The organism is Oceanobacter sp. 4_MG-2023, assembly GCF_030689165.1.
Lineage (GTDB): Bacteria > Pseudomonadota > Gammaproteobacteria > Pseudomonadales > Oceanobacteraceae > Oceanobacter.
The window spans coordinates 1-26185 of record NZ_JAUYVV010000024.1; the positions used below are offsets into that span (position 1 = coordinate 1).

Annotated in this window: 29 protein-coding genes; 19 read left to right on the forward strand and 10 right to left on the reverse strand. The window is 53.7% G+C overall.

Annotated elements, in window-relative coordinates:
* Window positions 1-121: 121 nt before the first annotated feature.
* Window positions 122-700, reverse strand: coding sequence for an antibiotic biosynthesis monooxygenase (locus Q8W24_RS14195; protein WP_305415095.1), 579 nt, complete (start codon window positions 698-700; stop codon window positions 122-124).
* 108 nt (window positions 701-808) lie between these two features.
* On the opposite strand from Q8W24_RS14195, the gene Q8W24_RS14200 reads away from it, so the two are divergent.
* From Q8W24_RS14200 to Q8W24_RS14225, 6 genes are all read left to right on the forward strand, one after another.
* Complete coding sequence (locus Q8W24_RS14200; protein ID WP_303433298.1) at window positions 809-1711, forward strand: LysR family transcriptional regulator; 903 nt, start codon at window positions 809-811, stop codon at window positions 1709-1711.
* A gap of 389 nt (window positions 1712-2100) precedes the next feature.
* Window positions 2101-3561 carry a 2-hydroxymuconic semialdehyde dehydrogenase gene (locus tag Q8W24_RS14205; RefSeq protein ID WP_305475730.1) on the forward strand — a complete coding sequence of 487 codons (1461 nt, stop codon included), beginning with the start codon at window positions 2101-2103 and terminating at the stop codon, window positions 3559-3561.
* Window positions 3562-3632: 71 nt separating this feature from the next.
* The gene (locus Q8W24_RS14210) at window positions 3633-3824 is read left to right on the forward strand and encodes a 4-oxalocrotonate tautomerase (protein WP_303433300.1); all 192 of its coding nucleotides are present in this window, start codon (window positions 3633-3635) and stop codon (window positions 3822-3824) included.
* A gap of 565 nt (window positions 3825-4389) precedes the next feature.
* Window positions 4390-4551, forward strand: a complete 162-nt coding sequence (locus tag Q8W24_RS14215; protein ID WP_305415097.1) for a hypothetical protein — start codon at window positions 4390-4392, stop codon at window positions 4549-4551.
* Window positions 4552-4582: 31 nt separating this feature from the next.
* Window positions 4583-4888: a helix-turn-helix domain-containing protein gene (locus tag Q8W24_RS14220; RefSeq protein ID WP_305415098.1), complete on the forward strand. Its 306-nt coding sequence runs from the start codon at window positions 4583-4585 to the stop codon at window positions 4886-4888.
* The gene (locus Q8W24_RS14225) at window positions 4869-5807 is read left to right on the forward strand and encodes a reverse transcriptase family protein (RefSeq protein WP_305415099.1); all 939 of its coding nucleotides are present in this window, start codon (window positions 4869-4871) and stop codon (window positions 5805-5807) included. Before Q8W24_RS14220 ends, Q8W24_RS14225 begins: the two co-directional genes overlap by 20 nt.
* A 126-nt stretch (window positions 5808-5933) precedes the next feature.
* On the opposite strand, the gene Q8W24_RS14230 is transcribed toward Q8W24_RS14225, so the two are convergent.
* A complete protein-coding gene (locus tag Q8W24_RS14230) occupies window positions 5934-6176 on the reverse strand; it encodes a hypothetical protein (RefSeq protein ID WP_305415100.1) in 243 nt (80 codons plus the stop codon).
* Between the two features lie 217 nt (window positions 6177-6393).
* Here Q8W24_RS14230 and Q8W24_RS14235 point away from each other — a divergent pair, with 217 nt between their 5' ends.
* The 12 genes from Q8W24_RS14235 (at window position 6394) to Q8W24_RS14290 (ending at window position 17825) form a co-directional block, all read left to right on the forward strand.
* Window positions 6394-6651 carry a type II toxin-antitoxin system Phd/YefM family antitoxin gene (locus tag Q8W24_RS14235; protein WP_022990189.1) on the forward strand — a complete coding sequence of 86 codons (258 nt, stop codon included), beginning with the start codon at window positions 6394-6396 and terminating at the stop codon, window positions 6649-6651.
* The gene (locus Q8W24_RS14240) at window positions 6639-6941 is read left to right on the forward strand and encodes a type II toxin-antitoxin system RelE/ParE family toxin (RefSeq protein WP_305415103.1); all 303 of its coding nucleotides are present in this window, start codon (window positions 6639-6641) and stop codon (window positions 6939-6941) included. The genes Q8W24_RS14235 and Q8W24_RS14240 overlap by 13 nt, the downstream gene beginning before the upstream one ends.
* A gap of 137 nt (window positions 6942-7078) precedes the next feature.
* Window positions 7079-7348 carry a type II toxin-antitoxin system Phd/YefM family antitoxin gene (locus Q8W24_RS14245; protein ID WP_305415104.1) on the forward strand — a complete coding sequence of 90 codons (270 nt, stop codon included), beginning with the start codon at window positions 7079-7081 and terminating at the stop codon, window positions 7346-7348.
* Complete coding sequence (locus Q8W24_RS14250) at window positions 7349-7522, forward strand: type II toxin-antitoxin system RelE/ParE family toxin (protein WP_305415140.1); 174 nt, start codon at window positions 7349-7351, stop codon at window positions 7520-7522.
* Window positions 7477-7641 (forward strand): type II toxin-antitoxin system RelE/ParE family toxin, encoded by a 165-nt coding sequence (locus Q8W24_RS14255; RefSeq protein ID WP_305415105.1) that lies wholly within the window; start codon window positions 7477-7479, stop codon window positions 7639-7641. Before Q8W24_RS14250 ends, Q8W24_RS14255 begins: the two co-directional genes overlap by 46 nt.
* A 216-nt stretch (window positions 7642-7857) precedes the next feature.
* Window positions 7858-9360, forward strand: coding sequence for a TolC family protein (locus Q8W24_RS14260; protein ID WP_305452152.1), 1503 nt, complete (start codon window positions 7858-7860; stop codon window positions 9358-9360).
* Between the two features lies 1 nt (window position 9361).
* Window positions 9362-10663 carry an efflux RND transporter periplasmic adaptor subunit gene (locus Q8W24_RS14265; RefSeq protein ID WP_303433302.1) on the forward strand — a complete coding sequence of 434 codons (1302 nt, stop codon included), beginning with the start codon at window positions 9362-9364 and terminating at the stop codon, window positions 10661-10663.
* Window positions 10656-13826, forward strand: coding sequence for an efflux RND transporter permease subunit (locus tag Q8W24_RS14270; protein WP_305475733.1), 3171 nt, complete (start codon window positions 10656-10658; stop codon window positions 13824-13826). The genes Q8W24_RS14265 and Q8W24_RS14270 overlap by 8 nt, the downstream gene beginning before the upstream one ends.
* Complete coding sequence (locus tag Q8W24_RS14275) at window positions 13820-14512, forward strand: response regulator transcription factor (RefSeq protein ID WP_303433304.1); 693 nt, start codon at window positions 13820-13822, stop codon at window positions 14510-14512. Before Q8W24_RS14270 ends, Q8W24_RS14275 begins: the two co-directional genes overlap by 7 nt.
* Window positions 14512-15852 (forward strand): HAMP domain-containing sensor histidine kinase, encoded by a 1341-nt coding sequence (locus Q8W24_RS14280; protein WP_305475735.1) that lies wholly within the window; start codon window positions 14512-14514, stop codon window positions 15850-15852. The genes Q8W24_RS14275 and Q8W24_RS14280 overlap by 1 nt, the downstream gene beginning before the upstream one ends.
* Before the next feature lie 94 nt (window positions 15853-15946).
* Window positions 15947-16813 (forward strand): cation diffusion facilitator family transporter, encoded by an 867-nt coding sequence (locus tag Q8W24_RS14285; protein WP_303433306.1) that lies wholly within the window; start codon window positions 15947-15949, stop codon window positions 16811-16813.
* Window positions 16800-17825, forward strand: coding sequence for a hypothetical protein (locus tag Q8W24_RS14290; RefSeq protein WP_305475736.1), 1026 nt, complete (start codon window positions 16800-16802; stop codon window positions 17823-17825). Before Q8W24_RS14285 ends, Q8W24_RS14290 begins: the two co-directional genes overlap by 14 nt.
* 12 nt (window positions 17826-17837) lie before the next feature.
* Here Q8W24_RS14290 and Q8W24_RS14295 read toward each other — a convergent pair whose 3' ends face one another.
* The 5 genes from Q8W24_RS14295 to Q8W24_RS14315 form a co-directional block, all read right to left on the reverse strand.
* Entirely contained in the window at window positions 17838-18365 is a 528-nt protein-coding gene (locus Q8W24_RS14295) for a hypothetical protein (RefSeq protein ID WP_305475737.1), read from the reverse strand.
* A gap of 148 nt (window positions 18366-18513) precedes the next feature.
* Entirely contained in the window at window positions 18514-19461 is a 948-nt protein-coding gene (gene cysK / locus Q8W24_RS14300) for a cysteine synthase A (RefSeq protein ID WP_303433309.1), read from the reverse strand.
* Between the two features lie 190 nt (window positions 19462-19651).
* Window positions 19652-20551: an acyltransferase gene (locus tag Q8W24_RS14305; protein ID WP_303433310.1), complete on the reverse strand. Its 900-nt coding sequence runs from the start codon at window positions 20549-20551 to the stop codon at window positions 19652-19654.
* A gap of 129 nt (window positions 20552-20680) precedes the next feature.
* Window positions 20681-21043, reverse strand: coding sequence for a PilZ domain-containing protein (locus tag Q8W24_RS14310; RefSeq protein ID WP_303433311.1), 363 nt, complete (start codon window positions 21041-21043; stop codon window positions 20681-20683).
* Window position 21044: 1 nt separating this feature from the next.
* Complete coding sequence (locus tag Q8W24_RS14315) at window positions 21045-22028, reverse strand: glucosaminidase domain-containing protein (protein ID WP_305415114.1); 984 nt, start codon at window positions 22026-22028, stop codon at window positions 21045-21047.
* 206 nt (window positions 22029-22234) lie between these two features.
* Here Q8W24_RS14315 and Q8W24_RS14320 point away from each other — a divergent pair, with 206 nt between their 5' ends.
* On the forward strand, window positions 22235-23149 hold the full coding sequence (locus tag Q8W24_RS14320; protein ID WP_305475739.1) for a diguanylate cyclase domain-containing protein: 915 nt from the start codon (window positions 22235-22237) through the stop codon (window positions 23147-23149).
* 25 nt (window positions 23150-23174) lie between these two features.
* On the opposite strand, the gene Q8W24_RS14325 is transcribed toward Q8W24_RS14320, so the two are convergent.
* The 3 genes from Q8W24_RS14325 to hemN all read right to left on the reverse strand — a co-directional run bounded on the left by Q8W24_RS14325 (window position 23175) and on the right by hemN (window position 26151).
* Window positions 23175-23942, reverse strand: coding sequence for a GNAT family N-acetyltransferase (locus tag Q8W24_RS14325; protein WP_303433314.1), 768 nt, complete (start codon window positions 23940-23942; stop codon window positions 23175-23177).
* 285 nt (window positions 23943-24227) lie between these two features.
* Window positions 24228-24788, reverse strand: coding sequence for a TlpA disulfide reductase family protein (locus Q8W24_RS14330; protein ID WP_303433315.1), 561 nt, complete (start codon window positions 24786-24788; stop codon window positions 24228-24230).
* The gene (gene hemN, locus Q8W24_RS14335; protein WP_305475741.1) at window positions 24757-26151 is read right to left on the reverse strand and encodes an oxygen-independent coproporphyrinogen III oxidase; all 1395 of its coding nucleotides are present in this window, start codon (window positions 26149-26151) and stop codon (window positions 24757-24759) included. Before hemN ends, Q8W24_RS14330 begins: the two co-directional genes overlap by 32 nt.
* Between the last annotated feature and the right edge of the window lie 34 nt (window positions 26152-26185).

Here is a 26185-nt window from a genome sequence, read left to right on the forward strand (position 1 = left end):
ACCCGTCAGGCCTGCAAGTCGGCTTCGTGATTCGAAACCATCCGGTGGCCCAGAGTGAGCACCGGATTAAATAGATGTCCCCGATATCCTGACAGTGCATCAGCCAGTGTATCAGCGTCGGTTATGGCCGACGTTTGGGGAATAACCAGAATCCGAACCAGCGTGTCATCCGGGGCATGGCCACATAAGACATCAGGACCATGACCACCGCCGTCACCAGCAGGGTGCGGAATATCAGCGGGATCTGGGCGAGGGGTTCACCAAACAAAAAGAACACCAGCGTGACAATCGGATACAAAGCCATCCAGCTGACAATCGTCATCTTGTATTTGGCCGGTGGTGTCTGTGGATTGGCGGCAGGTTGCCCTGGCAAATCAAACCAGTTGGCGATGCCGTAGGTGATCTCCCGCTGGGTTGGGGATGACAGCAGAGCCTCAATCGAGCCGAGTAGTTGCGCCCGTTGGGTGGATGCTTCCCAGACATTCAGTGCAGCATGGGAGGTAAAGCGGAAGATGATCCGGTACTCTGGGTCGTCGCTACTGGCTGGTCGGAACAGGTTGGTACCGAGATAGCCTTCGAAGCGTGAAGCGGCGAGGGTCATATCGGCGCTGAGTTGTTCGAACTCGGATTCCTTGCCGGGAATAACACGGCGGGAAATAACAACCGTAACCGGGCCGTCTGTATCGCTATGGGGTTCCATAACTACTCCAATAATAAGAATATCAAAATGCTAGCGCGAATAGAAAACGAGGTCAGGTGTTGTTTTTTATTATGCTCGGGAATTCAGAATGTCATATATGGGTGCTCAATGAATTATCAGGATTTGTATTTCTTTGTGAAGGTGGTCGATAAAGGCAGTATCGTGGCCGCGTCGCGTTATTTGAATGTTCCTACCTCCACACTGAGTCGTCGTATCCAGTCGTTTGAAGCCGAACTGGGTTACAAACTGATCCATCGCAGCGCCAAAACCTTTGGTCTGACAGAATCCGGCCAGCGTTTTTATCAGAGTGTTGTGGATACCGTACAAGACCTGGAAACCCGACTGGAAAACGTTAATAGCGAACTGTCCTCGATGTCGGGTGATATCAAAATCACCGCACCAGTCAGTCTCGGACATTATTACGTCAAACAGTGGGTATTCGATTTTATGAAAGAAAACCCCCGTATTACCGTGGAAATGTTCCTCAGTAACGAGAATGTCGACCTGGTTAAAAACAGCATTGATATCGCCTTCCGCATGGGCAATGTGACACTGAACGAATGGGTATCCCGGTCGCTGTTCCGTTCCAGCAACCTGATCTGCGCAACGCCCGCCTTTATGGCGCAATTCGACAGCCCGCAACGGCCACAGGCATTGTCACGGATGCCACTGGTAGCGCTCAAGCGTAACCCGGTCTGGCGCTTCTTTAATGCCGCTGGTGAAGCCGAAACCTTTGTCCCGAAACCCACCCTGCGTACCGATGAAATCCAGTTTGCCCTGGATGCGGTGCTGGAAGGCGTTGGAGCGGCCTGTTTGCCTTGTTATATCGCCCGCGAAGGGCTGGAAAACGGCGACCTGATCCAGTTATTGCCAGACTGGCGCATGGAAGACCGCGAAGTGAATATCGTCTTTCCTCATCGTCAGAACATGCCGGTCAAAACCCGCGCCTTTATTGATTTTATTATCGCCAAGGCAGCCCAGCATGCCGTCAATCTACGCCCTGCAGGGTAATCCCCCGGGGCGAAGGTAATTGTGTTATCCCTCGCCGACCGGCTCCCTGGCCGGTGCTGCTGGTTTACATGGCTCTTACGGATGGTGTTGGTTTGCCGGTTCTCATGGCTGGTTCTGGTTCTCATGGCTGGGAGAGCGAGGTGATTGAAGGAAAGGAAAGAGAAGGAAAGAGCCTGCAGGCCGGGCTAACAGCATACTGACATCCGCACTGAATCCCGTAATCGGGATGATCAACTCTCGAAAATATCGGTTTTAACCCCATGGGCCAGCCATATACTGAAGCTATGGAAATCCACGGCTGGCACAGCAACCCAATAACAATAAACCGTGATTCTGAACGGCGTAATGACGCTGCTTGCTGCGCAAATACATGATCAAACAGGTGATATATGAAAGAGTTTCGACACTTTATTAATGGTGAATATGTTGCATCTCTGAGCAACCGGACATTTGAAAATCGTAACCCGGTTGATAACAGCCTGATTGGCCTGGTGCACGAAGCCGGAAAAGAAGAAGTAGACGCCGCCGTTAAAGCGGCCAAAAAAGCACTCAAGGGGCCATGGGGCAAATACACCCAGGCACAACGTATCGAGCTGCTGAACAAGGTAGCCGATCGCATCAACGAACGCTTTGATGAATTCCTGCAAGCCGAATGTCTGGATACCGGCAAGCCCCACAGCATTGCCAGCCATATCGACATTCCGCGAGGAGCCGCCAACTTCAAGGCCTTCTCCGAAACCCTGGCCAACCATCCGACCGAAAATTTTCATCTGGATACCCCCGATGGCAAAGGCGCCATCAATATGGGCCACCGTACCCCCAAGGGCGTGATTGCCGTTATCTCCCCCTGGAACCTGCCCTTATTGCTGATGACCTGGAAAGTAGGCCCGGCACTGGCGTGCGGTAATACCGTGGTGGTCAAACCCTCGGAAGAAACCCCGGCCACCACCACCTTGCTGGGTGAAGTCATGAACGAATGTGGCGTTCCTGCCGGTGTCTTTAACGTGGTTCATGGCCTGGGGCCAAACTCCGCGGGTGAATTTCTCACCACCCATCCGCTGGTTGATGCCATTACCTTTACCGGCGAAACCCGCACCGGCGAAATCATTATGAAAGCCGCCGCCTGTGGCCTGCGTAATATCTCGCTGGAATGTGGCGGCAAAAATGCCGGTATCGTTTTTGCCGATTGCGATATCGAAAAAGCCGTCGAAGGCACCATGCGTTCCGCCTTCGTCAACTGCGGTCAGGTGTGCCTGGGCACCGAACGGGTGTACGTCGAACGGTCAGTGTATGACCAGTTTCTGGCCCGTATGAAAGAAGAAGTTGCCAAACTCAAGCTGGGTCGCCCGGAAGACAAGCAAGCCAACTTCGGCCCGCTGGTTAGCCTGGAACACCGCGACAAGGTTGCTTACTACTACAACCTGGCCAAAGAAGAAGGCGCGACCGTAGAAATTGGTGGCGGTATCCCGGATATGGGCGCAGCAATGAACGACGGTGCCTGGATTGAACCGACCATCTGGACTGGCTTGCCAGACGATGCCCGAGTGGTACGTGAAGAGATTTTTGGCCCTTGCTGTCATATCCGCCCCTTCGATACCGAAGAAGAAGTGATCGAACTGGCTAACGATACCGTATACGGCCTGGCCGCCGCGATCTGGACTGAAAATACCTCGCAAGCCATCCGGGTAGCAGAACAGATGGAAGCCGGTATCGTCTGGGTCAACTCCTGGTTCCTGCGTGACTTGCGTACCGCCTTTGGTGGTGCCAAACAGTCAGGTATTGGTCGGGAAGGCGGCGTTCACGGTCTGGAGTTTTATACCGAACTGAAAAACATCTGCATCAAACTGTAAAACCCAAAACGGCACCAACAAGACAACGTACTTGTTGATGCCGACAATACCGCCACAACGAAGGAATCATTATGCCGATTATTCAAGTCAGTATTATCGAAGGTCGCCCGGATGAGATGAAAGAACAATTGATTGTTGAACTGACCGAAGCGGCGGTTCGGGCGTTGGATGCACCGCGAGAGAGTGTGCGGGTATTGATTAGCGAAATGCCCAAACAGCATTTTGGTATTGGCGGTGTCTCGGTAAAAAAACTGGGACGCTGACGTTCACTGGTTGCCCGCATACTATGCGGGCTTTTTTATGGGCTATTACAACCTGCAGCGGCCATATACGGCGAATAGTGGTATCAGCTCTCTCGCAGCAGAAGAAAAACTTAACACCGTGTCCGGGATTCGTAGACCACTACAAGGTTTTTCTACAGACTCGTTATCCGCCTCTCGATGCGGCAATTCCCCCAAAACCAACCCTTTATCTCCTTCAGCCCACCGGATGAGTAAACCCTCCAATAGCGGTATTGTTCGCAAATAGCGATTTTTTGTTGACTAATAGCGAACTCATTGTTATCCTTCCCTAGCGTTAAATAAGGGAGCCAATCACCAGTTACTTGAGTGGGCTACCACTCGCGGAGACGTTGTCTCTACCTTTTGCGCCGCTCATGCTGCATGGGTCAAGCTACATCGATTCATCTAGCCCAAGTGCGCGTCTACGTCGTGTGGTGATACCTCGACGTGAAAACAGGGGTTTATTGCCGGTCACTCCCAAGTTCCTTTGGCAATGGTGATCCAGCACCCAGTTCCGGGTGTTGGGTGCTAAAGGAGCATAAGCTTTATGAAAGTAATTTTTAACGTTGTCTGGCAATCGCTTAAGGAGCGGAAACCGGAGGAGAAAATCCGCAGCAAAACTTGGGCGCTGATCAAGTTGTTAATGAAGATTGGTGTCATGGTTTGGAAGATACTGAAGTTTTTCTTCGATGAGGGTGACTCTGCTTAGGCGGTCCCCTGATTTTTTATCAGAGGTTGTTATGATTAATCGAGCATTAAAAACGATTCGCCAGTTTCATGGTTTAACGCAAGCAGAATTGGCTTTAAAGCTGGATATGTCCAAGTCTTATCTTAGTGAAATTGAATCTGGAAAGAAATCTGTTGGGTATGATCTGCTTGAAAAATATTCAGAACTCTTCGATGTGCCTGTATCGTCATTGGTTTTTTTCTCTGAAAATCTTGAAAAGGCAGATACCATTCCAGAAAAATATAGAAGTGTCGTAGCTGATAAGATTTTAAATATCATGGAATGGGTTGTATTAAAAAATGAAGCAAAAACGGCGTAAGCCAAGAATCATCACAAAGAAAAAGTCCTACCCCATTCAAGATTCAGTTTTCTACAAGCTATCCAGCAAAAAACGTCTAGCCAATCTATTATCTTCCACTCCCCAAGAGCTTAAGTCTCTTGTAGGGAGTGATAATTATCACTGCTTTACTCAAACCAAAAACGGCAAGCATCGGCTTATCCAAGAGCCTTTACCCAAATTGGATAGAATTCACTCTAGAGTTGCTAGCTTGCTGTGCCGGATAGAGACCATTGATGGATTGCATTCAGGAAAAAAAGGCAAGTCAAATATTACTAATGCTCGTTCGCACCTCGGTCTGGGTAAGAGGGTAATTACAGCCGATATTAAAAGCTTTTTCCCTTCAACTACGCGGCAAAGTGTATTCGATTTCTTTTTTAACACTATGCAGTGTTCTCCTGATGTTGCAGATCTCTTATCTAAAATTCTGACCTATGATGACCACGTTCCTACGGGCAGCAGAATAAGTATGCCGCTCGCTTACTTCGCCAACAAGAAAATGTTTGACGAGATCGAGTCTACTGCAGATGAATGTGGCGCGAAAATGACAATCTATGTTGACGATTTAACTTTTTCTGGCGCGATGTTACAGAAGAGCTTTATTGGGCGACTTGAAGCAATAGCTAAAATATATGGCCATAAAATACACCCATCAAAGACTCGCTTTTACTGTGCCAATAAAGTCAAGCTGATTACAGGCGCAGCTGTTAAGGGAAATGAAATTACTCCAAGAAATAAGCACCTGAAACAGCTGCGAGGTGAGCTTTCAGAATGGCTGGAGAGTTCCGTAAAAGATAAAAAACTAACAAATCGTGTTTTAGGTAGAATGACGTTTATGGGTAGCATTGACCCACGTTATAAAGATAAAGCTAGGACATTTAGAAAAGATGCATTCAAATAATTGAAATATTCTGGATTAGCATGCACGAATATCAAATGCGTATAACAAGTCAAAGCACTCGGACATCGCTGCGCTCCGCTGGTGTTTGAGACGTTACATTTTCTTGACCACACCTGTTAACTGGCGCTATTCGTGATAGCTGTTCCACTTTGGGGGAGGGTAGTTCTCTAATTTTCCTGCGTCTTTTTCAGCTTTAGAAATAATTGCCTGTCTTACAAATTCATAAGGTAAGTCTGGGTTGTCTTCCATCATTTTACCGATTTTAGCCCAGTGCTCAATTTGCTTGGGCGTAGTACGGTGTAAGGCTTTGGCCATAATTGTAGCTTTTTCAATAAGTTCTTGGTCTAGTTTAATGCTGGCTGTACCCATGGGGCCACCTGTTTGTGCAAAATAAATCTAATTGTAGTAATGCACTACAAGTGAGGCAAGTTGCAACAAGCAGCTGCCTCGGACTCGTCAAAGTGTCATGCCTTTTGTTCCAAAAGTCACGCCACTTTAACTCACCGCTGAGCTAGGCGTTGGCTGTTATTGCGCCGCCGAATAGTGATACTATAGTGTCACTATTGGTCTGATTCAGGGTGAGTCCATGAAGGTTGAACTTGTTACGAACCTCAAGCGCCAAGCCACAAAGATTCTGGCAGATTTGCACTTGTCCAAAGAGCCGGTACTGATCACTGAGCACGGTCAGCCATCCGCATACCTTGTTGATGTGCAAGATTACGAGTTTATGCAGCGCCGACTTGAGCTGCTTGAGGGGCTCTCGCGGGGAGAGCGTGCGGTACTTGAGGGAAGAACGTACAGCCAAAGTGAGGCCAGGGAGAAAATGAGTAAATGGCTGAAGTAATCTGGACAGAGCCCGCCCTTCAAGAATTGGATGCCATTGCTGAGTACATCGCTCTGGATAATCATGCTGCAGCAAGTCATCTGGTCCAAAAAATTTTCGACAAGACCGAGCGTTTGGAGAATTATCCCCAATCCGGGCGGATTCCTCCCGAGCTACCTAATTCGGTATACAGGGAGTTAGTGGTTCAACCGTGTCGCATTTTCTATCGTGAGGATGGGAAGCGTGTTCTCATCCTCTATGTCATGCGAGAGGAGCGGCAGCTCCGGGCTTACATGCTTGGAAACAGCTAACCAGGCGCGTCACTCGAGTGCCTTTGTCTCCGCATCGCGACATCAAAGTCACCGGTGCGCTTCGGCGTTACATTTTCTTTACCGCACCGGTTAACTGGTGCTATTAATGACGGCTGTGCCACTTTGGAGTATGCATCATGCAAGTAAAGTTTTCAGAAGACGTTGTCCCTCTCTCAGACCTAAAGATTAACCCTGGAAAGGTGGTTAGCCGAGCTCAGAGTACACACCGCCCAATCTTGCTTACGAGCCGAGGTCGTGGAGTAGCTGTTGTTCAAGGGCTTGAGGAGTTTGAGAAAACTGCTGAGGAACTCCGATTCGTTAAAGCGGTGGCACAGGGTCTCATGGATGTTCGCGAGGGCAATACTGTTTCTCTAGCTGATGCGAAGAAAACCCTAGGCATTAACTAAATGGAACTGCGCGTCGCACAGTCTGCTCTTGAGGATTTGCAAGCTATTCAAGAACACTACATCGAAGAGAGCGTGCCGCATATCGGTGATGGGTATGTGACCGCCATTCTGGAGCAAGCTGAAATGCTGTGCGACACCCTGATGCTGGCCGGATTGTCCCCGAGTTTGGTTTGAACCATATTCGAGAGTTAATCCATTCGCCATTTCGAGTTGTCTACCTGAGACAAGAAACCGACGTTGTGCTCATTCGAGTTTGGAGAAGTGAGAGACAACTTGAGCTACCAGAGAGCTGATATAACAAGCGGCTGTTGTCGGACACGCCTACGCTGCGCCCCAAATGTAGTAGTTCAATAACCCCGGACACTTGATAAGGCGACTCTCACCTCCACAGCTTACCTCCAGTCCGCCGCTGATTGAATCGCGCTGGATTTGCTCTTAACCTTCTCTTAACCCCACCTTAACCTTGGCTGCTCTAGCATGGCCGACCAGATTCCCGCGGAGTATCTTTTATGCCTTTTCCGGCATTCCCGTTGCCCCTGATTCCACGAACAGCCCGGCTGCTACCTGTCATGTTACTGGCGGGGTGTGCCAGTTTGTCTGGCGAGCAGCAAGCGGTACAGCAAACCTTGATGGATGAACAGGCCAGCGTTCAGCAGTGGCAAGCCACTCCCGTGACTTCTGTGGCAGGGGAGGAAGCGGTCGAGTCCAACAGTCTGCTGGCGCTACTGCCAGATGAGCAGTTAACCCAACTGGTCAAACAAAGCCTGGCCGCCAATCCCGGATTGCAGCAAACCTGGCTGACGTTGCAGGTTTTGCGTAGCAGCCAGCTTGGTGTGGAAGCCAATCAGTTACCGGAAGCCGATCTGTCCTTGTCTGGCAGTCGTAGCGAAGACGATGGCAACAGCTTTACCACTGAGCTATCGGTCAGCTGGGAGCTGGATTTATGGGCCAGGCTTGCCGATAGCAGCTCGGCGGCGGCGGCGGATGTGGCCGAGCAGCTGGCGTTATACCAGTCGGCCCGAGACACACAGGTGGCGGAGGTGATGTCGTCCTGGTTGCAACTGATCCAGCTGAACAACGCCATTCAGGTGCAGGCGTTATTGCTGGATTCGCTGCGCAAAAATGAAGACGCCATTATCCAGCGTTATCGTCGGGGGGTGGGCGATCTGGATGACCTCGACAGTGCCCGTTCCTCATTGGCCAGTGCCGAGTCGACCCAGGCGGATAACTACTACCAGTTAGCGGCGGCCAAACGCAGTCTGCGCACCTTGCTGGGACGTGTAACGGATACCGCCGAGGATGACGCGGAAGTACCGATTCCGGCAGATTATCCTGCGGTGTTATTGCCACTGGTGGAGCTGCCGGAGCAGACGCTGGCGCGTCGGCCGGATTTGCAGGCCGCCTGGCAGGCGCTGCAAGCCGCCGATTTGCGTACCCAGGTTGCCTATAAGGATATGTTGCCTTCCCTGAGCATTTCTGCGGCTCTGTCGGATACCGCGACGTCGCCGTCCTCTTCTTTGTTGACAGATCCGGTCTGGAGTCTGCTGGGACAGCTTACCGCGCCTTTGTTTCGGGGTGGGGAGTTAAAAGCGGCGGCTCGTACCGCTGAATTGAATGCTGCGGTGGCGGCCCAGTCCTACCGTGAAACGCTACTGACGGCGGTCGTAGAGGTTGAGAATGCTCTCGATCAGGAGGCTACCCTGGCGCGGCAGCAAGAGGCGATTCAACGTGCGTTAGAGAGCGCCCGCGCCAATGAAACACGTTACGTGCGGCGCTATCGTTCCGGCCTGGTGGATATGCTCGATCTGTTATCGGTACAACAGTCCCGTTACAGCCTGGAAGACACTCTGAATACATTGACTTATCAACGCTTGAGCAACCGCATTACGCTGGGTTTGGCACTGGGATTACCGGGTACCGTAACCCTGGAGAACCTCACCGCATCACCTGCCCAAGCGGTATCCGAATCCTTACCTGCATCTTCATCTGACTTATCTGCGGAGACCCTCTGATATGAGCGCTAACCCGTCCATTTCGACTCACACTGGCTGGCGCAAACTGATCTGGCTCGGCCTTGCTGTCGTCTTTTTAGCTGCTGTTGTGGCCTGGAACCAATACCAGATGGCGCAGCAAAATAGCCGCCCAATGCCCGGGCAGGCTGCCGGGAAAGGGGGTGCTCCGGCAGCTGGCGGCCAGCAAGGCGGGGCGGGTGGTCGGCCTGCTGAAGAAGCCGTGGTGGCCGCGTCTGTTCGAGTGGTGGAGGTGACTGCCGCTACGTATCAGGCGGAGTTATCGGGTTATGGATCTGCCGAGGCACATTTTCAGTTAAGCCTGACTGCCCGGGTCGCCGGTAATATTGAGCGTATAACGGATCTGTTCGACAGTGGCCGCCGGGTCGCTCAGGGGGCGGTGCTGGCGACTCTGGAAAACAGTAGCTATCAGGCTGAGGTGGCGGAAGCAGAACAGGACGTTGCCGATGCCCGGCTGGCGTTGCTGGAAGAGCAGCGCGAAGTCGAGCAGGCACTGGATGAATGGCAAGCTGCTGGCCTGTCTGGTGAACCGGACTCACCCTTGTTGCTGCGTGAGCCACAACTGGCCGCCGCGGAAGCTGCGTTAAAAAATGCCGAGGCGGCATTACGCTCAGCGCGCAAACAACTGTCCTGGACTCGAATCACAGCCCCGTTTGATGCCCTGGTTGTTGAGCGTCTGGTCAGCCCGGGAGAATACGTCAGTGCCGGTGGTGATATTGCGACCTTGTACAGTACCGACCGGGTTGAGGTGTCGGTGGCGTTGTCGGAACAGGAATGGGCCATGCTGCCTGGTATAGAGACGTTGCTGGATGGTCAATGGCCGGTAACGCTGACGTCGGTGGAGTCCGATGGGCAGTGGCAAGGGGTGGTGCTGCGGGCCGAGCAGCATATGGACGAAGAGACGCGTCAGCGTGCCTTGATTGTGGCGGTAGAAAAGCCTCTGGATCAACAACCGATGTTACAACCCGGGTTGTTTGTGAAGGTCTCGCTACTGGGTAAATCGGTTGATCAGTTATGGAAATTACCGGCTTCGGCCTTGAGCCAGCGTGGCGAAATCTGGCTGGTGAATGACCGCGATCTGTTGGAAAAATACGTCGCGGATACCCTGTTCAGCGATGCCAACTTTATTTATACCTCTGTGCCGGAAGGGTTGAGTGGAACGCATAAGGTGGTGGTGCAACCCCTGTCGAGTTATGTCGAAAAAAGCTTGGTCAAGCCGGTTGTGTTGACGCTGGGCAAGACCGGAATTGTCGACGCCCAGACCGAGGAAACAACGTATGAGTAACCTCAGCAAGCCATCGTCAGGAGGGATTATCGGCTGGTTTGCCTGTAATCCGGTGGCGGCCAACTTGTTGCTGGGGTTGGTGATTATTCTCGGGGTGTTGCAGGTCACTGAGCTGCGCAAGGAGGCGTTCCCCAGTCTGGAACCGAATGAAGTCACGGTGTCCGTGAGCTACAGCAGTGGTTCGGCGGTACAGTCTGAGGAAGGGGTTGCGATCAAGATCGAAGAAGCGCTGGAAGGCGTGATCGGTATCGATAGCGTTACCTCAACGTCCACCGGCAGCAGCGTCAGCGTGACCGTTGAGCGTAAATCCGATTACGACCTGGATACCCTGTTGCGGGATGTGCGTGCCGAAGTCGACAGTATTTCGACTTTTCCGGCCGATGCCAAAAATCCGGTGATTGCCAAGGCGCAGCGGGAAGAACATGCGCTCTGGCTGCAATTTTATGGGGATGTGGATCGCCACACCTTGCAGCAACTGGGTACCGAACTGAAATCCGATTTGTTGGCGCGTACTGAGATCAGCAGTGTGTCGAAGTCGGGTTGGCGTGATCCGCAAATGGTGATCGAAATCGATGAGGGACGCTTGCAAGCCTATGGCTTGAGCTTGTCGGATGTGGAAGATGCGGTCAATTCCGGCTCGGCCACCAGCATGACCGCCGTATTAAAGAGCAAGAACCTGTATTTGCAATTACAAGCCTCGGAGCAGGCTTACGATGTTACCGATTTTGAGCAATTGCCGCTGATCAGCCTCGACAGTGGTCGTCAGCTGTTATTGGGCGATGTGGCTCGGGTACGGGATACCTATGATGAAGACACGGTGGTGTTATCGCGCTTTCAGGGGCAGAACAGTATTGCCTTGCAGGTGATTACGACGGGTCAGGATGATATTTCCGACTCGGTGATCGCCGCCCGTGCGGTGGTGGAAGAGTGGCAGCAAAGTGGCCGCATTCCAGACTCGGTGCAGTTGGAAACCTGGTATGACCGCAGTGAATCGATCAACAGCCGGTTGGCCTTGCTGGTCAAAAACGCCGTGACTGGTGTGTTGATGGTGTTTGTACTGCTGGCGCTGTTTTTGAACGTCAGTGTTGCCTTTTGGGTTGCCATGGGGCTGCCGTTTATTTTCTTCGGCACCATGTACTTTATGGGTGATGGCTGGGCCGGGATGTCGCTGAATTCGTTTACCACCTTCGGTTTTATCATGGCACTGGGGATCGTGGTCGATGATGCGGTGGTGGTGGGAGAAAGTGTCTATACCGAGCGAAGTCGGCACGGCGATACCATGAAAAATACCATCGCCGGTACCATGCGAGTGGCTATTCCGACCATGTTCGGGGTATTTACCACGGTGGCGGCATTTTATTCGTTATCCCATATCGAAGGTCGCCTGGGGCAGGTCTACAGCCAGTTTGCCGGCGTCGTCACCATCTGTCTGTTGCTGTCGCTGGTGGAGTCGAAGCTGATCTTGCCAGCGCATTTGGCGCATCTGAATACCCACAAACGGCCACGCCGTCATCTGTTGGCTCGCGCCTGGGGCCGGGTTCAGCACGGCTGTGACTCCGGGTTGCAGTGGTTTAGCGAGCGCCTGTATCGCCCATTGATTGATACCGCGCTGGCGCAGCGTTATGCCGTACTGGTGGTATTTGCGGCCTTGTTTGTGCTGGTGGTGGGGATGCCGTTTACCGGAGCGGTGCGGGTCAGCTTTTTCCCGGATGTGGAAGGCGATACCGTGCGGGCCTCGCTGTCGATGGAACAGGATGCCAGCTACGGCCTGACCCACAGCCATTTGCTGACGCTGGAGCAGCAGGCTTATGAGATTGACCAGCGGCTGGGGGGCGGCGGGATTGCCAATCTGCAAGTGATGTCCAGTGCTGACCAGTCCGGCTCCCTGACGATTGAACTGGCTGCCGATGCGCCGTACCGGATCACCGAGTTTACTCGTCAATGGAAGGCCTTGGCCGGGATGCCGGAAGGGGTCAAAACCCTGCGTATCCAGAGCCGTCGCGAGTCGATATCCGCCTTGCGGGTGGAATTGCGCGCCAGTGCCGATGATGTGCTGGAAGGGGCCGGTGTTGCGTTTCGTACCAGTCTGGCGGCGATTCCCGGTGTCAGTGGCGTCGAAGACAATCTGGACCCGACCCAGCCACAAGTCAGCCTGTCGCTGAATGCCCAGGGTGAGGCTCTGGGCCTGACCACTTCGATGCTGGCGCAGCAGATACTGCAGGCTTTCAGTGGCCAGGTGGTGCAACGTTACCAGCGTGGCAGTGATGAAATTGAAGTGACGGTACGTTATCCGTTGACGGATCGTCAGAATCCAGCCGATGTACTGAGTGCCCGGGTACGGACGGACGATGGCACCGTGGTACCGCTGGCGGCTGTGGCGACCATTAGCTATGGCTATTCCCGCGATACCATTACGCGTATTGATGGCAAGCGGGCGGTCTACCTGACCGCTGATGTCGACAAGGATATTCTGTCGGCGACGGAGCTGGTCAGCTTGCTGAAGCGTGATGTTGCCCCACAGCTGGAAAAACAGTATCCGGGGCTGGATATACATTTTGCCGGTGAGGCAGAAGAGCAGGCCACCACCCAGTCGAGCATGACGGCGCTGTTTATTGTGGCCATGCTGGTGATTTACATTTTGCTGGCCGTGCCGCTGCAGTCGTATTTTCAGCCGCTGATTATTATGGTGGCGATTCCATTTGGCATTATGGGAGCGATTCTGGGGCACTGGATGACCGGCCTGTCGCTCACCATTCAGTCGTTTTTTGGCATTATCGCCCTGAGTGGGGTCGTGGTGAATGACAGCCTGTTGCTGGTGTCCCGCTTTAATGAGCTGAAGCCGGATGCGGCGCATTTCAACAGCGCGATCAGTCTGGCCTGCCGGGATCGTTTGCGGGCGGTATTGCTCACCTCGGTGACGACCTTTGCGGGTCTGGCGCCGTTGCTGGGGGAAACCGACCGGCAGGCGCAGTTCCTGATTCCGGCGGCGGTGTCGTTGGGTTACGGTATTTTGTTTGCTACCGTGATTACTCTGATTCTGATTCCAGCCTTGTTGGCGGTGCAGCATGATGTGATTGATCTGCTGGCGGCCTTGCGGCAACGGCTCGGATGGCAGTCTGACGATAAGAATGCTGCCCCTACCACAGGAGACAAGCCGTGCTGAGCGTGTTACTGGTCGAGGATGATCTCGACCTGGCGGCCACTCTGGTTGATTACCTGTTGCTGGAAGATATCCAGTGCGATCACGCCAGCAATGGTGTGGCCGGGCTGACGCTGATGGCAGACAATGAGTATCGCGTGCTGCTGCTGGATCTGAACCTGCCCCGGCTGGATGGCATCAGTATTTGCCAGCGATTACGGCAGTTGGGCAACGATACGCCGATCCTGATGTTGACGGCCCGTGACCAGCTCACCGATAAGCGGGATGGCTTTCAGGCTGGCACCGACGACTATCTGGTCAAGCCGTTTGAAATGAGCGAGCTGGTGATGCGGGTAAAGGCATTGGCTCGCCGTCGTAGTGGCCAGGTGATGCGGCTGGATTGTGGTGATTTGGTGATGGATCTGAGCAGTCGTGTGGTGACACGGGGAGAACGCGAAATTCATCTGTCGCCCACTGGCTGGATCTTGCTGGAAACCCTGCTGCGGGCCTCTCCTGCGGTGGTCAGCCGGCGTCAACTGGCACAAGCGGTCTGGGGCGACGAAGCCCCGGACAGCAACAGCCTTAAAGTACATCTGTTTAATCTGCGCAAGTCTGTGGATGGTCAGGCCGACGTGAACCTGATGCATACCCTGGCGGGGCAGGGGATTGCGCTGCGCGTGCCGGATGTCAGTAACGAGCCATCGTCCTGATGCGTATCAGTCTGAAGTGGTTGTTGATTCTGGCCTTCCTGCTACTGGGGTTACTGCTGACGGTGGGTTATTCGATGCTCAGTGTGCAGTATATGATCCGCGGCATGGATGTGGTGATGGTGCAGGATATGGAACACACGCTAAAGAAGCTGACCTCTGCTACCCATCCTCCTGATGCTGGCGAATACGCCGATTTTTATATTGCGCCGGACTGGGCACAACAGCCCGCGGTGATACAGCGGGTATTTGAACAGGCACCCAAGACGGCGGGTGTACTGTACAAGCGCCGTATTGCCGAACAGGGTGACGAGCACCCCAATATGCACTTTGTGATGCGTTATCGACTGGGCCGGGAAAATGACGGGCGGGACTGGTACATCAGCCGAACCCTGGAACACTCCACCCGGTCGGAACTGGTCAGCACCCAGATTGACAGCAGCCGTCGACGGCTGCATTGGATTCTGGGGTCAACCCTGGTGCTGATCGTGACGATCGCAGTGTTATTGTTCCGTTTTTTATCGCGTCCGGCAGGGCGTTTGCTGGACTGGACACGAGAGCTGGATGCCAGCGAGCTGGCACAACCGGTGCCGGATTTTGGTTATTCGGAGCTGAATGAACTGGCCAGCCTGATGCATGGCAGTTTGACCAGCGTGCAGCAGACGCTGAATCGCGAACAGGCGTTTTTACGCCATGCCAGCCATGAATTACGTACACCGATTGCCGTGGTGCGTAATAACACCGAGCTGTTGCGACGACTGACTGAACGCCACACGCCGCTGGACGACACGCGGGTGCTGGCCACGGTGGCGCGGCTGGAACGGGCGGGTATCACCATGGCCCAGTTGACCGAAACCCTGTTGTGGCTGAGCCGGGATGATATCGCCAGTTTGCCGGTGCGGCAGATTGCGCCTAGCGACTTGTTGCTGCAACTGGTGGATGAGCTGACCTTTTTGCTGAACAACAAAACGATCGAACTGGTGGTGGAAACCGATACCGACTGGCAGACCCCTCTGCCGGAAACTCCGCTGCGGATTGTGCTGGGGAATATTATTCGCAATGCCTTCCAGCACACCTGGGAAGGCCGCGTGGAAATTTATCAGCAAGGCAGCCGGATTGTGGTGAATAACTACGACAGCACAATGCCGGGCGAAAATACCTTGCTCGCCAGCCAGAATGCCGCTGACAGCGGTCAATATGACCAGGGCTTCGGGCTGGGATTGCAGCTGACCCGGCAATTGACGAAGCGATTGAACTGGGACTATCACAACCATGCCGAAGCGGATGGTCATCGGGTTATTCTGGATATTGGCGCCGGCGATGGACCGTCACAGCCCAGCTGACCGGCCATGTGCCTGAGTGGCTAATTTGCGAGCAGGCCTCGACCGGGCCTGCTTCTCTGGCATAATCAGCCGATCATGTTAAAGGCTGGTACTTATGTCTCTACAACCCGATGCCATACTGATCCGACGTGCGGCCATGGCCTCCATTGCCACAGCGGTGATACTGCTGGTGGCCAAACTCGGTGCCTGGAGCGTCAGTGACTCGACCAGTGTGCTGTCGTCGCTGCTGGACTCCCTGATGGATATCGCCGCTTCTGTGGTGAATTTTTTTGCCATCCGTTATGCCCTGATGCCTGCGGATGATGAGCATCCCTTTGGTCACAGCAAGGCCGAAGGTCTGGCAGCACTGGTGCAGTCGGCCTTTATTCTGGGGTCGGTGGTCGCGTTATTGCTGCACGTCACCGATCGTCTGCTGGACCCTCAGCCGCTCAAGGCGTTGGGTGAAAGCATCGGCGTGATGTTGTTTTCGACCGCACTGACCACGGCGCTGGTGCTGTATCAACGCTGGGTCGTCCGCAAGACCGGCTCGCTCGCAGTAAAAGCGGATTCCGCTCATTATTACGGCGATATTCTCACCAGTCTGGCGGTCGTGGTTGCGCTGCTTGGGGCCTGGTTTGGCCAGTATTGGCTCGACCCGGTGATTGCGCTGGTGATTGCGCTGGTATTGGTGCGCAGTGTGTATGAAATCATCCAGGAGGCGCTGGTGGTGCTGATGGATCAGGCCATGCCAGAAGCAGAAGAGACGGAGTTGCATCAGTTGATCAAGGGCGTTGATGGCGTGCGTGGTTTTCATGATATGAAAACCCGTCAGGCCGGTGCCGTGCAGTTTATCCAATTTCATCTGGATATGGATGGCGACCAGACACTGAACCGTGCCCATGCCATTGGTGATCAGGTCGAGGCGGCGATTCTGGCGCGTTTCCCCCGTGCCGAGGTGCTTATTCATCATGACCCGGTCTGACCGGGCCAGCTGGGCCGGGAGTATTGCCATTGCCGCTCTCAGCCTGCAGCTTGTACCGGCGCAGGCACTTACAACGGAGCCTTATCTCCGCGCTGGCCAGGAAGCCTTGCAAGTGGAAGAAACGGATACCGTCGAGCCCTCTTATGAGTCAGAAACCCTGATTTCAGGGGAGATGGTGGAGCGCTCACGGGAATGGCTGGCCAACCATCTGGACAATTTGTCGGGCGGTCTGGACAGCTTTTTTGTTGATACCTTTTTCAGTGAAGATATTTTTGACGATGACGTCAAGGGCAGCCGGGCCAAACTGTCGCTTTATACTCGCCGGGAGCTGGGCGATCCGGTGGATTACAAATTTGGTATCAGTGTCAATCTGGAGCTGCCACACATCAGTGAACGGCTGAACCTGTTGCTGGAATCGGAAGAAGAAGAAGCGCGGGAAGCGGACCCGCTGGAAAGTATCGAAAACAATAATTATTCGGCCGCCTTGCGGTTTATTCTGCAGGAAAGCGAACGCTGGAAAACCAATATTGATGCCGGTATCCGCTGGGGATTACCCCCGGACCCGTTTGTCCGTCTCCGGGCCAGGCGTTACAGCTACTTTGCTGAATGGGAAATGAAAGCGACCCAGAACTTTTCGTATTTTGCCAGCGAAGGCTGGGGCGAATACACCAGCGTACAGATGAACTACCCACTCAATATCGAAAAATTGTTTCGGGTGAATGCCAAAGCCAGTTATTTGCTTAACGATGATTACTTCAAGCTGTCTTACAGTGGTGGCTTGTATCACGAACTCAGCCAGCGTGCCGCGCTGGGTTACGTTGCCGGTGCCAGTGGTGATACAGAAGCCAGCGCCAGTTTCTACAATTACAGCGTCAGTGTCCGGTATCGCCGCCAGATTTATCAGGACTGGGTCTTTGCCGAACTGGCCCCGGAACTGGTGTGGGAGCGGGACAAGGATTACGAAACCACGCCGGTGATCATGTTCCGGATCGAGAGCGTGATTTCCAAATAACGCAGCCAGCAATCAAAAATCCCACTGATAGCCCGAAGACAGGTCGATGCGAGGCGTGTCGTCGAGGTAATACCCTCTATTCTGCAGTTCATCAATCCGGTCATCAGCGGCGCTGCTGGTGATATACAACAAGTCTATGCCCCAGCCTTGATAACCGGCGCGGGTACCCCAGCCGATACCCAGCGTCAGGCCATTAAAGGATTCATAATCGCTTTTGCAGTAGTAGCCATTGCAGGTACTGATCTCCTGCACCGTATTGGTACCGTAGAGCACAGTCAGACGCCAGTCACGATGATTCGAAAAAGCCGTGGAAGGATAGACGCGTGCCCCGACTTCCCATCCTGCTCCATCCTGGTTAAGACCCAGAGCCGCCAATGTATCGATATGGTCGTGGAGCTGATAGGAGAGATTTGTTCCCAGACTGCCTCCGTATGGGGTTCCCAACCCGAGACCGAAGGACAGGTCATCGGCGAGCACGGCAGGAGTCGCAGTCAGAGCCGCGATGGCGATCAGTAGAGTTGGAGAAGAAACAGGTGTCACAATTCAGATCCTTGAAAAGACGGAATGGCGGAATCCATAGTCTGTTGTAAGGCCCAAAGAAAAACAACTGGCTGTCGGTGTCGGTGGTGTGGCGGGAGTAGAGGAGCTGCCATGGCAACCATGGCTGTGCTCCTCTTGCTACGACGGCTTACTTGTCGAAGAAGCCATCAAACAGGGGCGAGGTCAGATAACGCTCACCGGAGTCAGGCAGGATTACCACGATTTTCTTGTCTTTAAACGCGTCTTCAGCGGCCAGGCGCAAGGCTGCGACCATGGCGGCACCACAGGAAATACCGGCCAGAATTCCTTCTCCCGACATCAGTTTGTGGGCCATGGCCATGGCTTCGTCATTATCGACGGCTTCAACCCGGTCGAGGATATCCAGGTCCAGATTGCCTGGAATAAAGTTGGCGCCAATTCCCTGGATTTTATGTGGGCCAGGGGTCAGGTCTTCCCCTTTCAGCTTCTGGGCAATAATGGCAGAAGCCGAAGGTTCCACCGCTACCGAGGTAATGGCTTTCTGGCTTTTGAGGTAGCGGGAGATACCGGAAATGGTACCGCCAGTACCAACACCCGCCACCACAACATCCACTTCACCATCAGTGTCACGCCAGATTTCCGGGCCGGTGGTTTGTTCATGAATCGCCGGGTTGGCCGGGTTATTGAACTGTTGCAGCATGATGCGGTTTTCTGGTGCTTCGGCCAGCAGTTCGGCAGCCTTGTCGACGGCACCTTGCATCCCTTTTGGACCTTCGGTCAGTACCAGATTGGCACCCAGTGCCATCATGACTTTGCGACGTTCCATGCTCATGGTTTCCGGCATGGTCAGCGTGACCTTGTAGCCCCGGGCAGCACCGACATAAGCCAGTGCAATCCCGGTATTACCACTGGTTGGCTCAACGATTTCCATACCGGGTTTCAGAGTGCCGTCTTTTTCGGCTTGCCAGATCATGTTGGCACCAATACGACATTTGACGGACTGGGCCGGGTTGCGGCTTTCCAGTTTGGCGTATACGTGCGGGTGATCGGTCAGGGTACGAATACGTACCAACGGGGTGTTACCGATCGATTGACTGACATCTTCAAACACATTCATTGCATAAGCTCCTTGTTCATTCAGTAGCGGTGACCGCAGCATAGGTGCCGATGGGTTTGTCTGGCAATGGCTGTTCGCGGTTCTGACGCGCAGTTCTGCTGCTGTACCGTGACCAGGTCTGTCCGTCAGACATGGGAAACGTTCATTTTACCGGTCTTCCCGGTGATGGCCTGGGTAATGGTGTGGGTGATTAGTCAGAGGCGTTTGGTGGGCGATGAGACAGGTATTCCAGCGTGTCATCCTTGTCGAGCCACAATTCATGTACCCATTGCTGAAAGCGGTTACGGAAGTCGATGTCGTTCTGGTAGTCACCGCTGGACAGTCCGGCCGGGATGGGGATCTGGCGGATAATGACCTGGCAGCGTCGCATCTTGCCACTGAGAAATGACCAGAATGTGGGTACGCCATCAGGATAATGAATGGTGACATCAATCAGAGAATGGAAATTGTCTCCCATAATATTCATGGCAAACGCCATGCCGCCAGCGCGAGGTTGCAGTAGGTGGCGGTAGGGTGAGCGTTGTTGTTGCTGTTTGTCCGGGCAAAAACGGGTGCCTTCAAGAAAATTCATCACGCTGGTGGGAAGGTGCTGGAATTTTTCGCAGGAGCGGCGGGTGGTTTCCAGGTCCTGACCGCGTTTTTCTGGATGGCGGGCCAGGTAAGCCTTGCTGTAGCGTTTCATGAATGGAAAATCGAGGGCCCACCAGACGACTCCCATAATCGGTACCCAGATCAGCTCTTGCTTGAGAAAAAACTTGAGCAGCGGAATACGGCCGTTCAAACAATGTTGTAGCACCAGGATATCTACCCAGCTCTGGTGATTGCTGACAACAAAATACCAGCCATCAGAATCGAGCTGTGATGGCCGTTCTATGTGCCAGTCCATTGCCTGGGTCAGTTTCATCCAAAGGGAGTTGCCAGAAATCCAGCGGTTGGCACAGCCATCGATCAGGGGGCTGATCACGGATCGCAGTGCCGGAATGGGCAGCAGCAATTTCAGCAGGGCCAGGACGATCAATAAGGGTGCCCAAAACAGGGTATTGATGATCAGCAACAGGCTGGCAGCCAGTCCGGTCAGAAGTGCGGTCATATGATATGAGCTTTTTTCGCTATCGTTATGGAAAGTCGGAATTCAATATCGAGCTGCATAAAACCCTACCGGTTTGTGTGGGTCAAGCCGGGAAAGTGGCTTCCGGTGCCGGTAACAACCCATTGCCAGTCAATGAGTCAGGTTATTCAGGATAAGTTTGAGAAGGGTCTCAGCACTTTGGCGTGAATTGTCCGATTGTCTACTGAAATCGAATTTCAGGCCATAGAGAAAGTCACGTCCTTGAGGGGATTTTTGAATCACCTCTGCGGTTACTTGCTGCAAGCTGTGGTGGCGGTTGCCCAGCGAGATCAGCAGGTGTTGTCCGATGCGAAGTTTCAGGGGCGACAGAATCGATACGCCTCCCAGGGTGATTTCCAGTGCCATGGCATGATGGGGGGCTTGCCATTGACCCAGCCAGCTACGCTGATACAGCTCCAGCTTGAGTGGAGCTGCATCATAGCGTTGACTGAAATGACGTTCAGTCACACTCACATCAGTCTTCCTGTGTGTTGGCCTTGAGGTCGGTCTGGACATCCGGGTCGAGCTGATCAATCTTGTTAAAGCTGATCATGCTGCGGATTTCCTTGATGTACTCGTGGCCGCGTTCGGAATAGCCTTCCAGACCACCGGCCAGATTGATGCCGGTCGGATAACCCTGGGTCGCCATTTCGGTATTACGCAAATCGCGCAATTTCTGATAGGTCGGATGGCTGTTCAGGTTGCGGATATAGCTTTCGACGGATTCCAGCGGATCATCAAATTTGGCCACTTCATGACCAGCGCCATCATTACGCTGGCTCGGCACAATGCCGCAGCCTTTGGAGAAACACCATTGGCCAAAAAAGTTATTACCCTGACGAGCAAAACGAGAGGTGCCCCAGGCGCTCTCATTGGCCCCTTGTGCCAGTACCAGTGACGGTGGAATAACCTGGACGCGTTTTAGCAGGCTGGCTTTCTGGTCGCTGGTCGACAGTGTGTCGTCGACCCGGTATTTCTCAACCAGAGCGCTGATAGCCGGGCTTGCAGCGCTGTTACCATCCCATTGTTTGATGATGTCACGTTCTTTGAGGACGTTGGCATTGGCGTGCTTGACCAGCTTCAGCATGTAGCCAAAAAAGGCTTCTTTTTTCTGTTTGACGTCGGTGTAGCTGGCAAAGTCAGGCAAGGTAACCGTGCCGGTATGTTCTGGCTCAGCCGGTGACTGAACGGCCTTGACGGTTTGCGGAGCGACTTCGACCGTTGGCATTTCGGATTCTGGCGCCGCTTCGGATGCCGCTGACTCGGGCTGTGCTTCCGGTGTTGGTGCCGGTTCTTGTGGCTGTGTTTGTTCTTGTGCTTGCTCTTGCGGCTGTACTGGCTCTGGTGCAGCCGGCTCAGCGGGTTGGTCACAGCCCGTCAGTACCAGTGCCACCGTGGTGGCCAGTACACTCAGTGGCAGTAAAGGCAGAGAGGTCCGTGAAGTCGTTGGTCGCGACATGTGTTGCTCCTTGGTCACAATGATTGGTTTGCAGTGTATATGAGGATGGGGTTTGACCTCAAAAAATAACCGATGGATCAGGCTTTCTGATTCGGCACAGTAACGGTAGTGCTCATTTCTGCTATTTTTATGTCGCAGTGTGTCTGGTTTGTCCTTTATGGTGACTCATTGTCAGTATTGATTCACAGCCCCCGGTGTCTCTGAATATGAATAAATCCCTGACTGTTTTGATCGCCTCTGCCAGCCCGTCTGATCAGACCCTGCTGGCGTCTGTATTGCCCGCTACCAGTGATGTGATGTCTTTGAACTCACTGGCGCAGCTGGAAGCGTGTTTGCTGCAATTTGGGCGTTACCCCTCGTTGTTGATTCTGGCGATGGATCTGCCGGGACTGGACTTCGCTGCTTTTATGGCACAGCGGGCCGAAGACCCCTTGTACCGGTATATGGAAGTGGTCGCGGTAGGCGCAGCGAGTGTTGATCAGGAAATTATGGCGCTGGATGCTGGTGCTGCACTTTATCTCAAGCAACCGTTACAGGTACCGCTGGTAGCCGCCCGGCTGGGCGTACTGGAGCGACAGTATCAGCGTATACGGCAGCTGAAAGCCCTGTCCATGACTGATGGGTTAACCGGAATTGCCAATCGGCGGCGGTTTGATGAGTTTTTACTGGCGGAGTGGCGTCGGGCGCAACGACAGCAAAGTAATCTGGCGGTGATGATGGTGGATGTGGATGCCTTCAAGGCGTTTAACGATCGATACGGCCATGTACAAGGGGATGAGGCCTTGCGTCAGGTGGCCAGGGCACTGGACGACAGCGTCAATCGTTCCCACGATCTGGTTGCCCGCTACGGTGGTGAAGAATTTTCTATTGTACTGCCGTTGATCGAGCCGGAAGGGGTCGCGATTGTTGCGCAGCGAATGCTGGCAGCGGTGGCTGCCTTACGGCTGGAGAATAAAGGATCACCCGCAGGGCCATGGCTCAGTATCAGTATTGGCAGTGGCTGGTTTCAACCCATGATGAGTGACCCGGTTACCATGGCCATTGAGGTCGCTGACAAGGCTTTGTACCAGGCCAAAAACACTGGTCGTGCCCGCCATCAGGCAGTTGCGTTACCCCGCTAGTCTGCCGCTTGATGGCGAGCCGCGATCAGTTCTGACCGTCGGTTTTGGTGAAGTGGCGCAGGTAACGTTGGTTGATGTTGTCGCGGCTCAGCAAAATCAGGGCATCGGCGACATTAAAGTCTTTATCCAGACAGGGTTCGCCACAAACCTTGACACCAATGCGCAAATACGCCTTTAACAGCGGTGGCACCAGCCTGGCACCATCCATCTCAACGTCGATGCTGGGCATATGGACGCGGGGTTCGGCGCGGGCATCGGCTGCCGAGAAATGCTTGTCTCGCAGGTAATTGATGATGGCGATGGCACGTGCATAACCGTCATTAAGCGAGATACTGGCACAGCCCATCAGGTAATCAATCTGGTGAGCCGACATAAACTGGGCAATCCCTGACCATAACAAGCCAATCACCGCACCGCTGCGAAAATCAGGATCAACACAGGTACGGCCAATTTCCATATAACGGTAACCGGGTTTGACGATGTTGCTGAGGTCAAATTCGGTGGCGGAGTAGAACCCGCCCGCCTGCTCTGCCAACTCATTGGTGAGGATACGACTGTAACCCACCACCCGGTCGTTATTGACATCTTTCACAATCAGGTGCAGGCAAATATCGTCAAAATGGTCACGGTCGATACCCGCTTCACCACTATCGATATTGGCTCCCATTCCTTCGGCAAACACTCGGTAGCGCAGCGCCAGTGCCTGACGGATTTCAGCGGGGTCCTGGGTAACTCGGGCCACGAGGGGGGAGTCGCTGCTGATGGCTATCTGGGAGGCAGTGGCTTGCTGCATAGTGACACCTGATGGTTGAGTTAATCCGGCCAAATTTACGGCTTGGGTATGACATTTGGGTGACATATCCGACATTCGTTCCAAGGGGTGTGATGGTATTGGGAGTCATGCCATTCGTGAATCATTTATGACAAAAATATTTCAAAACTGAGACGCCTTAGAGGTTGGACAGAGGCAACGGAGACGTTATACACGACGGAATCGGCGTATGGGTCAGAATGCAGACTTTGAAGGAGTAACGAGGCCGGAGTTCCTTGGCGGGTGCGGAATATCGGCCAGAGGGGCTTACCAGTCGGCCAGACGAGTCCGTAACCAGAGGCCTGGCAAGGTGCTCAGCCCTTGATCGGCAAAACGGACGGCGCCGTTTTTATCGATAACGTAATAACTGGGATATCCTTGAATATTCAACTTTTTGGCCGTTGCCGGATCACCCAGCAGCGTGGTGCCGGCGTAACCAACGGATTGGACCATATCGGTCACTTCTGACTTTTGGCGCCAATCCAGAGCGATGGCAATAATACGAATATTGTCGCTTTCGACCCATGGCAGGGTCGGCATACTGACCCGGCAAACACTGCACCAGGGCGCAAACAAATACACCAGCGTGGTCTGGGGTGGCTGGGTGGTATCCGGGAACGGTACGGGTTGCCCGTGCAGGTCAGACAGGTAAATGTCGGGGAACGGGGTATTCCGGTCGAGCAGGTGACGGCCGAGCCATTGGCTGAGCAAGGTCATCACCACCACCATCAATAACAGTTCCAGCCCCCAGCGTTGCCACCGGGGCCTGGCCTGATAGTTTTGTCGCCAGCGGGATTCAGATCGCTTTGGAGAAGCGTTGTTGCTCATGTTGGTAAATATACTCGTCAAATGCCATGCAGGCATTACGCACCAATAGCTGGCCTTTGTCACGAATGGATACACCATCGGCGCTAATACTGACCAGACCATCGTTCACCATGGGCTCCAGGCGTTGCAGCGAAGACAGCAGATAATCATGGCTGTTAATGTTGAATTCAGCGTCGATGGTGCTGAAGTCGACCCGCAGGTGACAGAGTAATTCGCTGATAACCCGACGGCGGATCTGGTCATCGCGGGTGACCTGGCAGCATTTGCTGGATGGCAGTTGCTGGTTGTCGAGGGCGGCGCAGTAGTCATCCATACGTACCTGGTTTTGCAGGTAATAATCGCCAATCTGACTGATGGAAGAGACACCAAAACCCAGCAGGTCACAGTCACCATGAGTGGTGTAACCCTGGAAGTTGCGGTGCAAGCTACCATTGGCCTGAGCCAGTGCCAGCTCGTCATTCGGGCGGGCAAAGTGATCCATACCGATATAGTGATAGCCAGCGGCAGTCAGGCGCTGGATGCAGTGCCCGAGAATGGTCAGCTTTTCCTGAGCGGAGGGCAGATCGTCGGCATTGATGCGACGCTGTGGTTTGAAGCGTTCAGGCAAATGAGCGTAATTGAACACGGACAAACGATCCGGGTTTAACTCGATCATGGTGTCCAGCGTCTGGTCAAAGCTGTCACGGGTTTGGTGTGGCAGACCATAGATCAGATCAATATTGATGGAGCGGAAACCCAGTGCCCGTGCTTCCGACATAACCGACCGGATCATGGCTTCAGGCTGCAGGCGGTTAACCGCTTGCTGGACGTCGGGCTGTAAATCCTGCACCCCATAACTGAGGCGATTAAAGCCCAGTTGGCGCAACAGCGTCAGGGTACCGGGGCGCAGTTCGCGCGGGTCGATCTCGATGGAATAGTCCGCGTCTTCAGCATCACTGAACTCGAATGTTTCGCGCAGGAAAGTCACCAGATCCTGCAGTTGCTCATCACTGAGAAAGGTGGGCGTGCCACCGCCCAGATGCAGCTGTTCGACAGGGGCCAGGCGACCGTTATTCGCGCTGGCCAGCAGCGCATGTTTACGGCGGATTTCTGCCTTGAGATAGTCGAGGTAAGGGGCTGCCCGGCTCATGTCCTTGGTCACAATCTTGTTGCAACCACAGTAGTAGCAAACGTGACGACAGAAGGGGATATGCAGGTACAGGGACAGCGGCCGCTGTGGATCACGCCTGGCATAGGCTTCACGTTCGAGAGTGTCGTTTTCGAGCGGCAAGAACTCCACAGCCGTCGGATAGGAGGTATAGCGTGGCCCCGGGCGATTGTAGCGCTGGATCAGCAGGGGATCCCAGGAGACGGTGTGATTCATGCTGAAGTTACCTCGTGATGGCTGGCGGTCTGCA

Excerpts from the sequence above, each read along its gene's own strand:
- Q8W24_RS14220 (WP_305415098.1), top strand. The coding sequence starts at position 4,583 with ATGATTAATCGAGCATTAAAAACGATTCGCCAGTTTCATGGTTTAACG.
- Q8W24_RS14205 (WP_305475730.1), top strand. The coding sequence starts at position 2,101 with ATGAAAGAGTTTCGACACTTTATTAATGGTGAATATGTTGCATCTCTG.
- Q8W24_RS14240 (WP_305415103.1), top strand. The coding sequence starts at position 6,639 with ATGGCTGAAGTAATCTGGACAGAGCCCGCCCTTCAAGAATTGGATGCC.
- Q8W24_RS14210 (WP_303433300.1), top strand. The coding sequence starts at position 3,633 with ATGCCGATTATTCAAGTCAGTATTATCGAAGGTCGCCCGGATGAGATG.
- Q8W24_RS14315 (WP_305415114.1), bottom strand. The coding sequence starts at position 22,028 with ATGTCGCGACCAACGACTTCACGGACCTCTCTGCCTTTACTGCCACTG.
- Q8W24_RS14215 (WP_305415097.1), top strand. The coding sequence starts at position 4,390 with ATGAAAGTAATTTTTAACGTTGTCTGGCAATCGCTTAAGGAGCGGAAA.
- Q8W24_RS14320 (WP_305475739.1), top strand. The coding sequence starts at position 22,235 with ATGAATAAATCCCTGACTGTTTTGATCGCCTCTGCCAGCCCGTCTGAT.
- Q8W24_RS14195 (WP_305415095.1), bottom strand. The coding sequence starts at position 700 with ATGGAACCCCATAGCGATACAGACGGCCCGGTTACGGTTGTTATTTCC.
- Q8W24_RS14270 (WP_305475733.1), top strand. The coding sequence starts at position 10,656 with ATGAGTAACCTCAGCAAGCCATCGTCAGGAGGGATTATCGGCTGGTTT.
- Q8W24_RS14250 (WP_305415140.1), top strand. The coding sequence starts at position 7,349 with ATGGAACTGCGCGTCGCACAGTCTGCTCTTGAGGATTTGCAAGCTATT.
- Q8W24_RS14260 (WP_305452152.1), top strand. The coding sequence starts at position 7,858 with ATGCCTTTTCCGGCATTCCCGTTGCCCCTGATTCCACGAACAGCCCGG.
- Q8W24_RS14290 (WP_305475736.1), top strand. The coding sequence starts at position 16,800 with ATGACCCGGTCTGACCGGGCCAGCTGGGCCGGGAGTATTGCCATTGCC.
- Q8W24_RS14245 (WP_305415104.1), top strand. The coding sequence starts at position 7,079 with ATGCAAGTAAAGTTTTCAGAAGACGTTGTCCCTCTCTCAGACCTAAAG.
- cysK (WP_303433309.1), bottom strand. The coding sequence starts at position 19,461 with ATGAATGTGTTTGAAGATGTCAGTCAATCGATCGGTAACACCCCGTTG.
- Q8W24_RS14200 (WP_303433298.1), top strand. The coding sequence starts at position 809 with ATGAATTATCAGGATTTGTATTTCTTTGTGAAGGTGGTCGATAAAGGC.
- Q8W24_RS14305 (WP_303433310.1), bottom strand. The coding sequence starts at position 20,551 with ATGACCGCACTTCTGACCGGACTGGCTGCCAGCCTGTTGCTGATCATC.
- Q8W24_RS14280 (WP_305475735.1), top strand. The coding sequence starts at position 14,512 with ATGCGTATCAGTCTGAAGTGGTTGTTGATTCTGGCCTTCCTGCTACTG.
- Q8W24_RS14330 (WP_303433315.1), bottom strand. The coding sequence starts at position 24,788 with ATGAGCAACAACGCTTCTCCAAAGCGATCTGAATCCCGCTGGCGACAA.
- hemN (WP_305475741.1), bottom strand. The coding sequence starts at position 26,151 with ATGAATCACACCGTCTCCTGGGATCCCCTGCTGATCCAGCGCTACAAT.
- Q8W24_RS14285 (WP_303433306.1), top strand. The coding sequence starts at position 15,947 with ATGTCTCTACAACCCGATGCCATACTGATCCGACGTGCGGCCATGGCC.
- Q8W24_RS14225 (WP_305415099.1), top strand. The coding sequence starts at position 4,869 with ATGAAGCAAAAACGGCGTAAGCCAAGAATCATCACAAAGAAAAAGTCC.
- Q8W24_RS14265 (WP_303433302.1), top strand. The coding sequence starts at position 9,362 with ATGAGCGCTAACCCGTCCATTTCGACTCACACTGGCTGGCGCAAACTG.
- Q8W24_RS14325 (WP_303433314.1), bottom strand. The coding sequence starts at position 23,942 with ATGCAGCAAGCCACTGCCTCCCAGATAGCCATCAGCAGCGACTCCCCC.
- Q8W24_RS14230 (WP_305415100.1), bottom strand. The coding sequence starts at position 6,176 with ATGGGTACAGCCAGCATTAAACTAGACCAAGAACTTATTGAAAAAGCT.
- Q8W24_RS14235 (WP_022990189.1), top strand. The coding sequence starts at position 6,394 with ATGAAGGTTGAACTTGTTACGAACCTCAAGCGCCAAGCCACAAAGATT.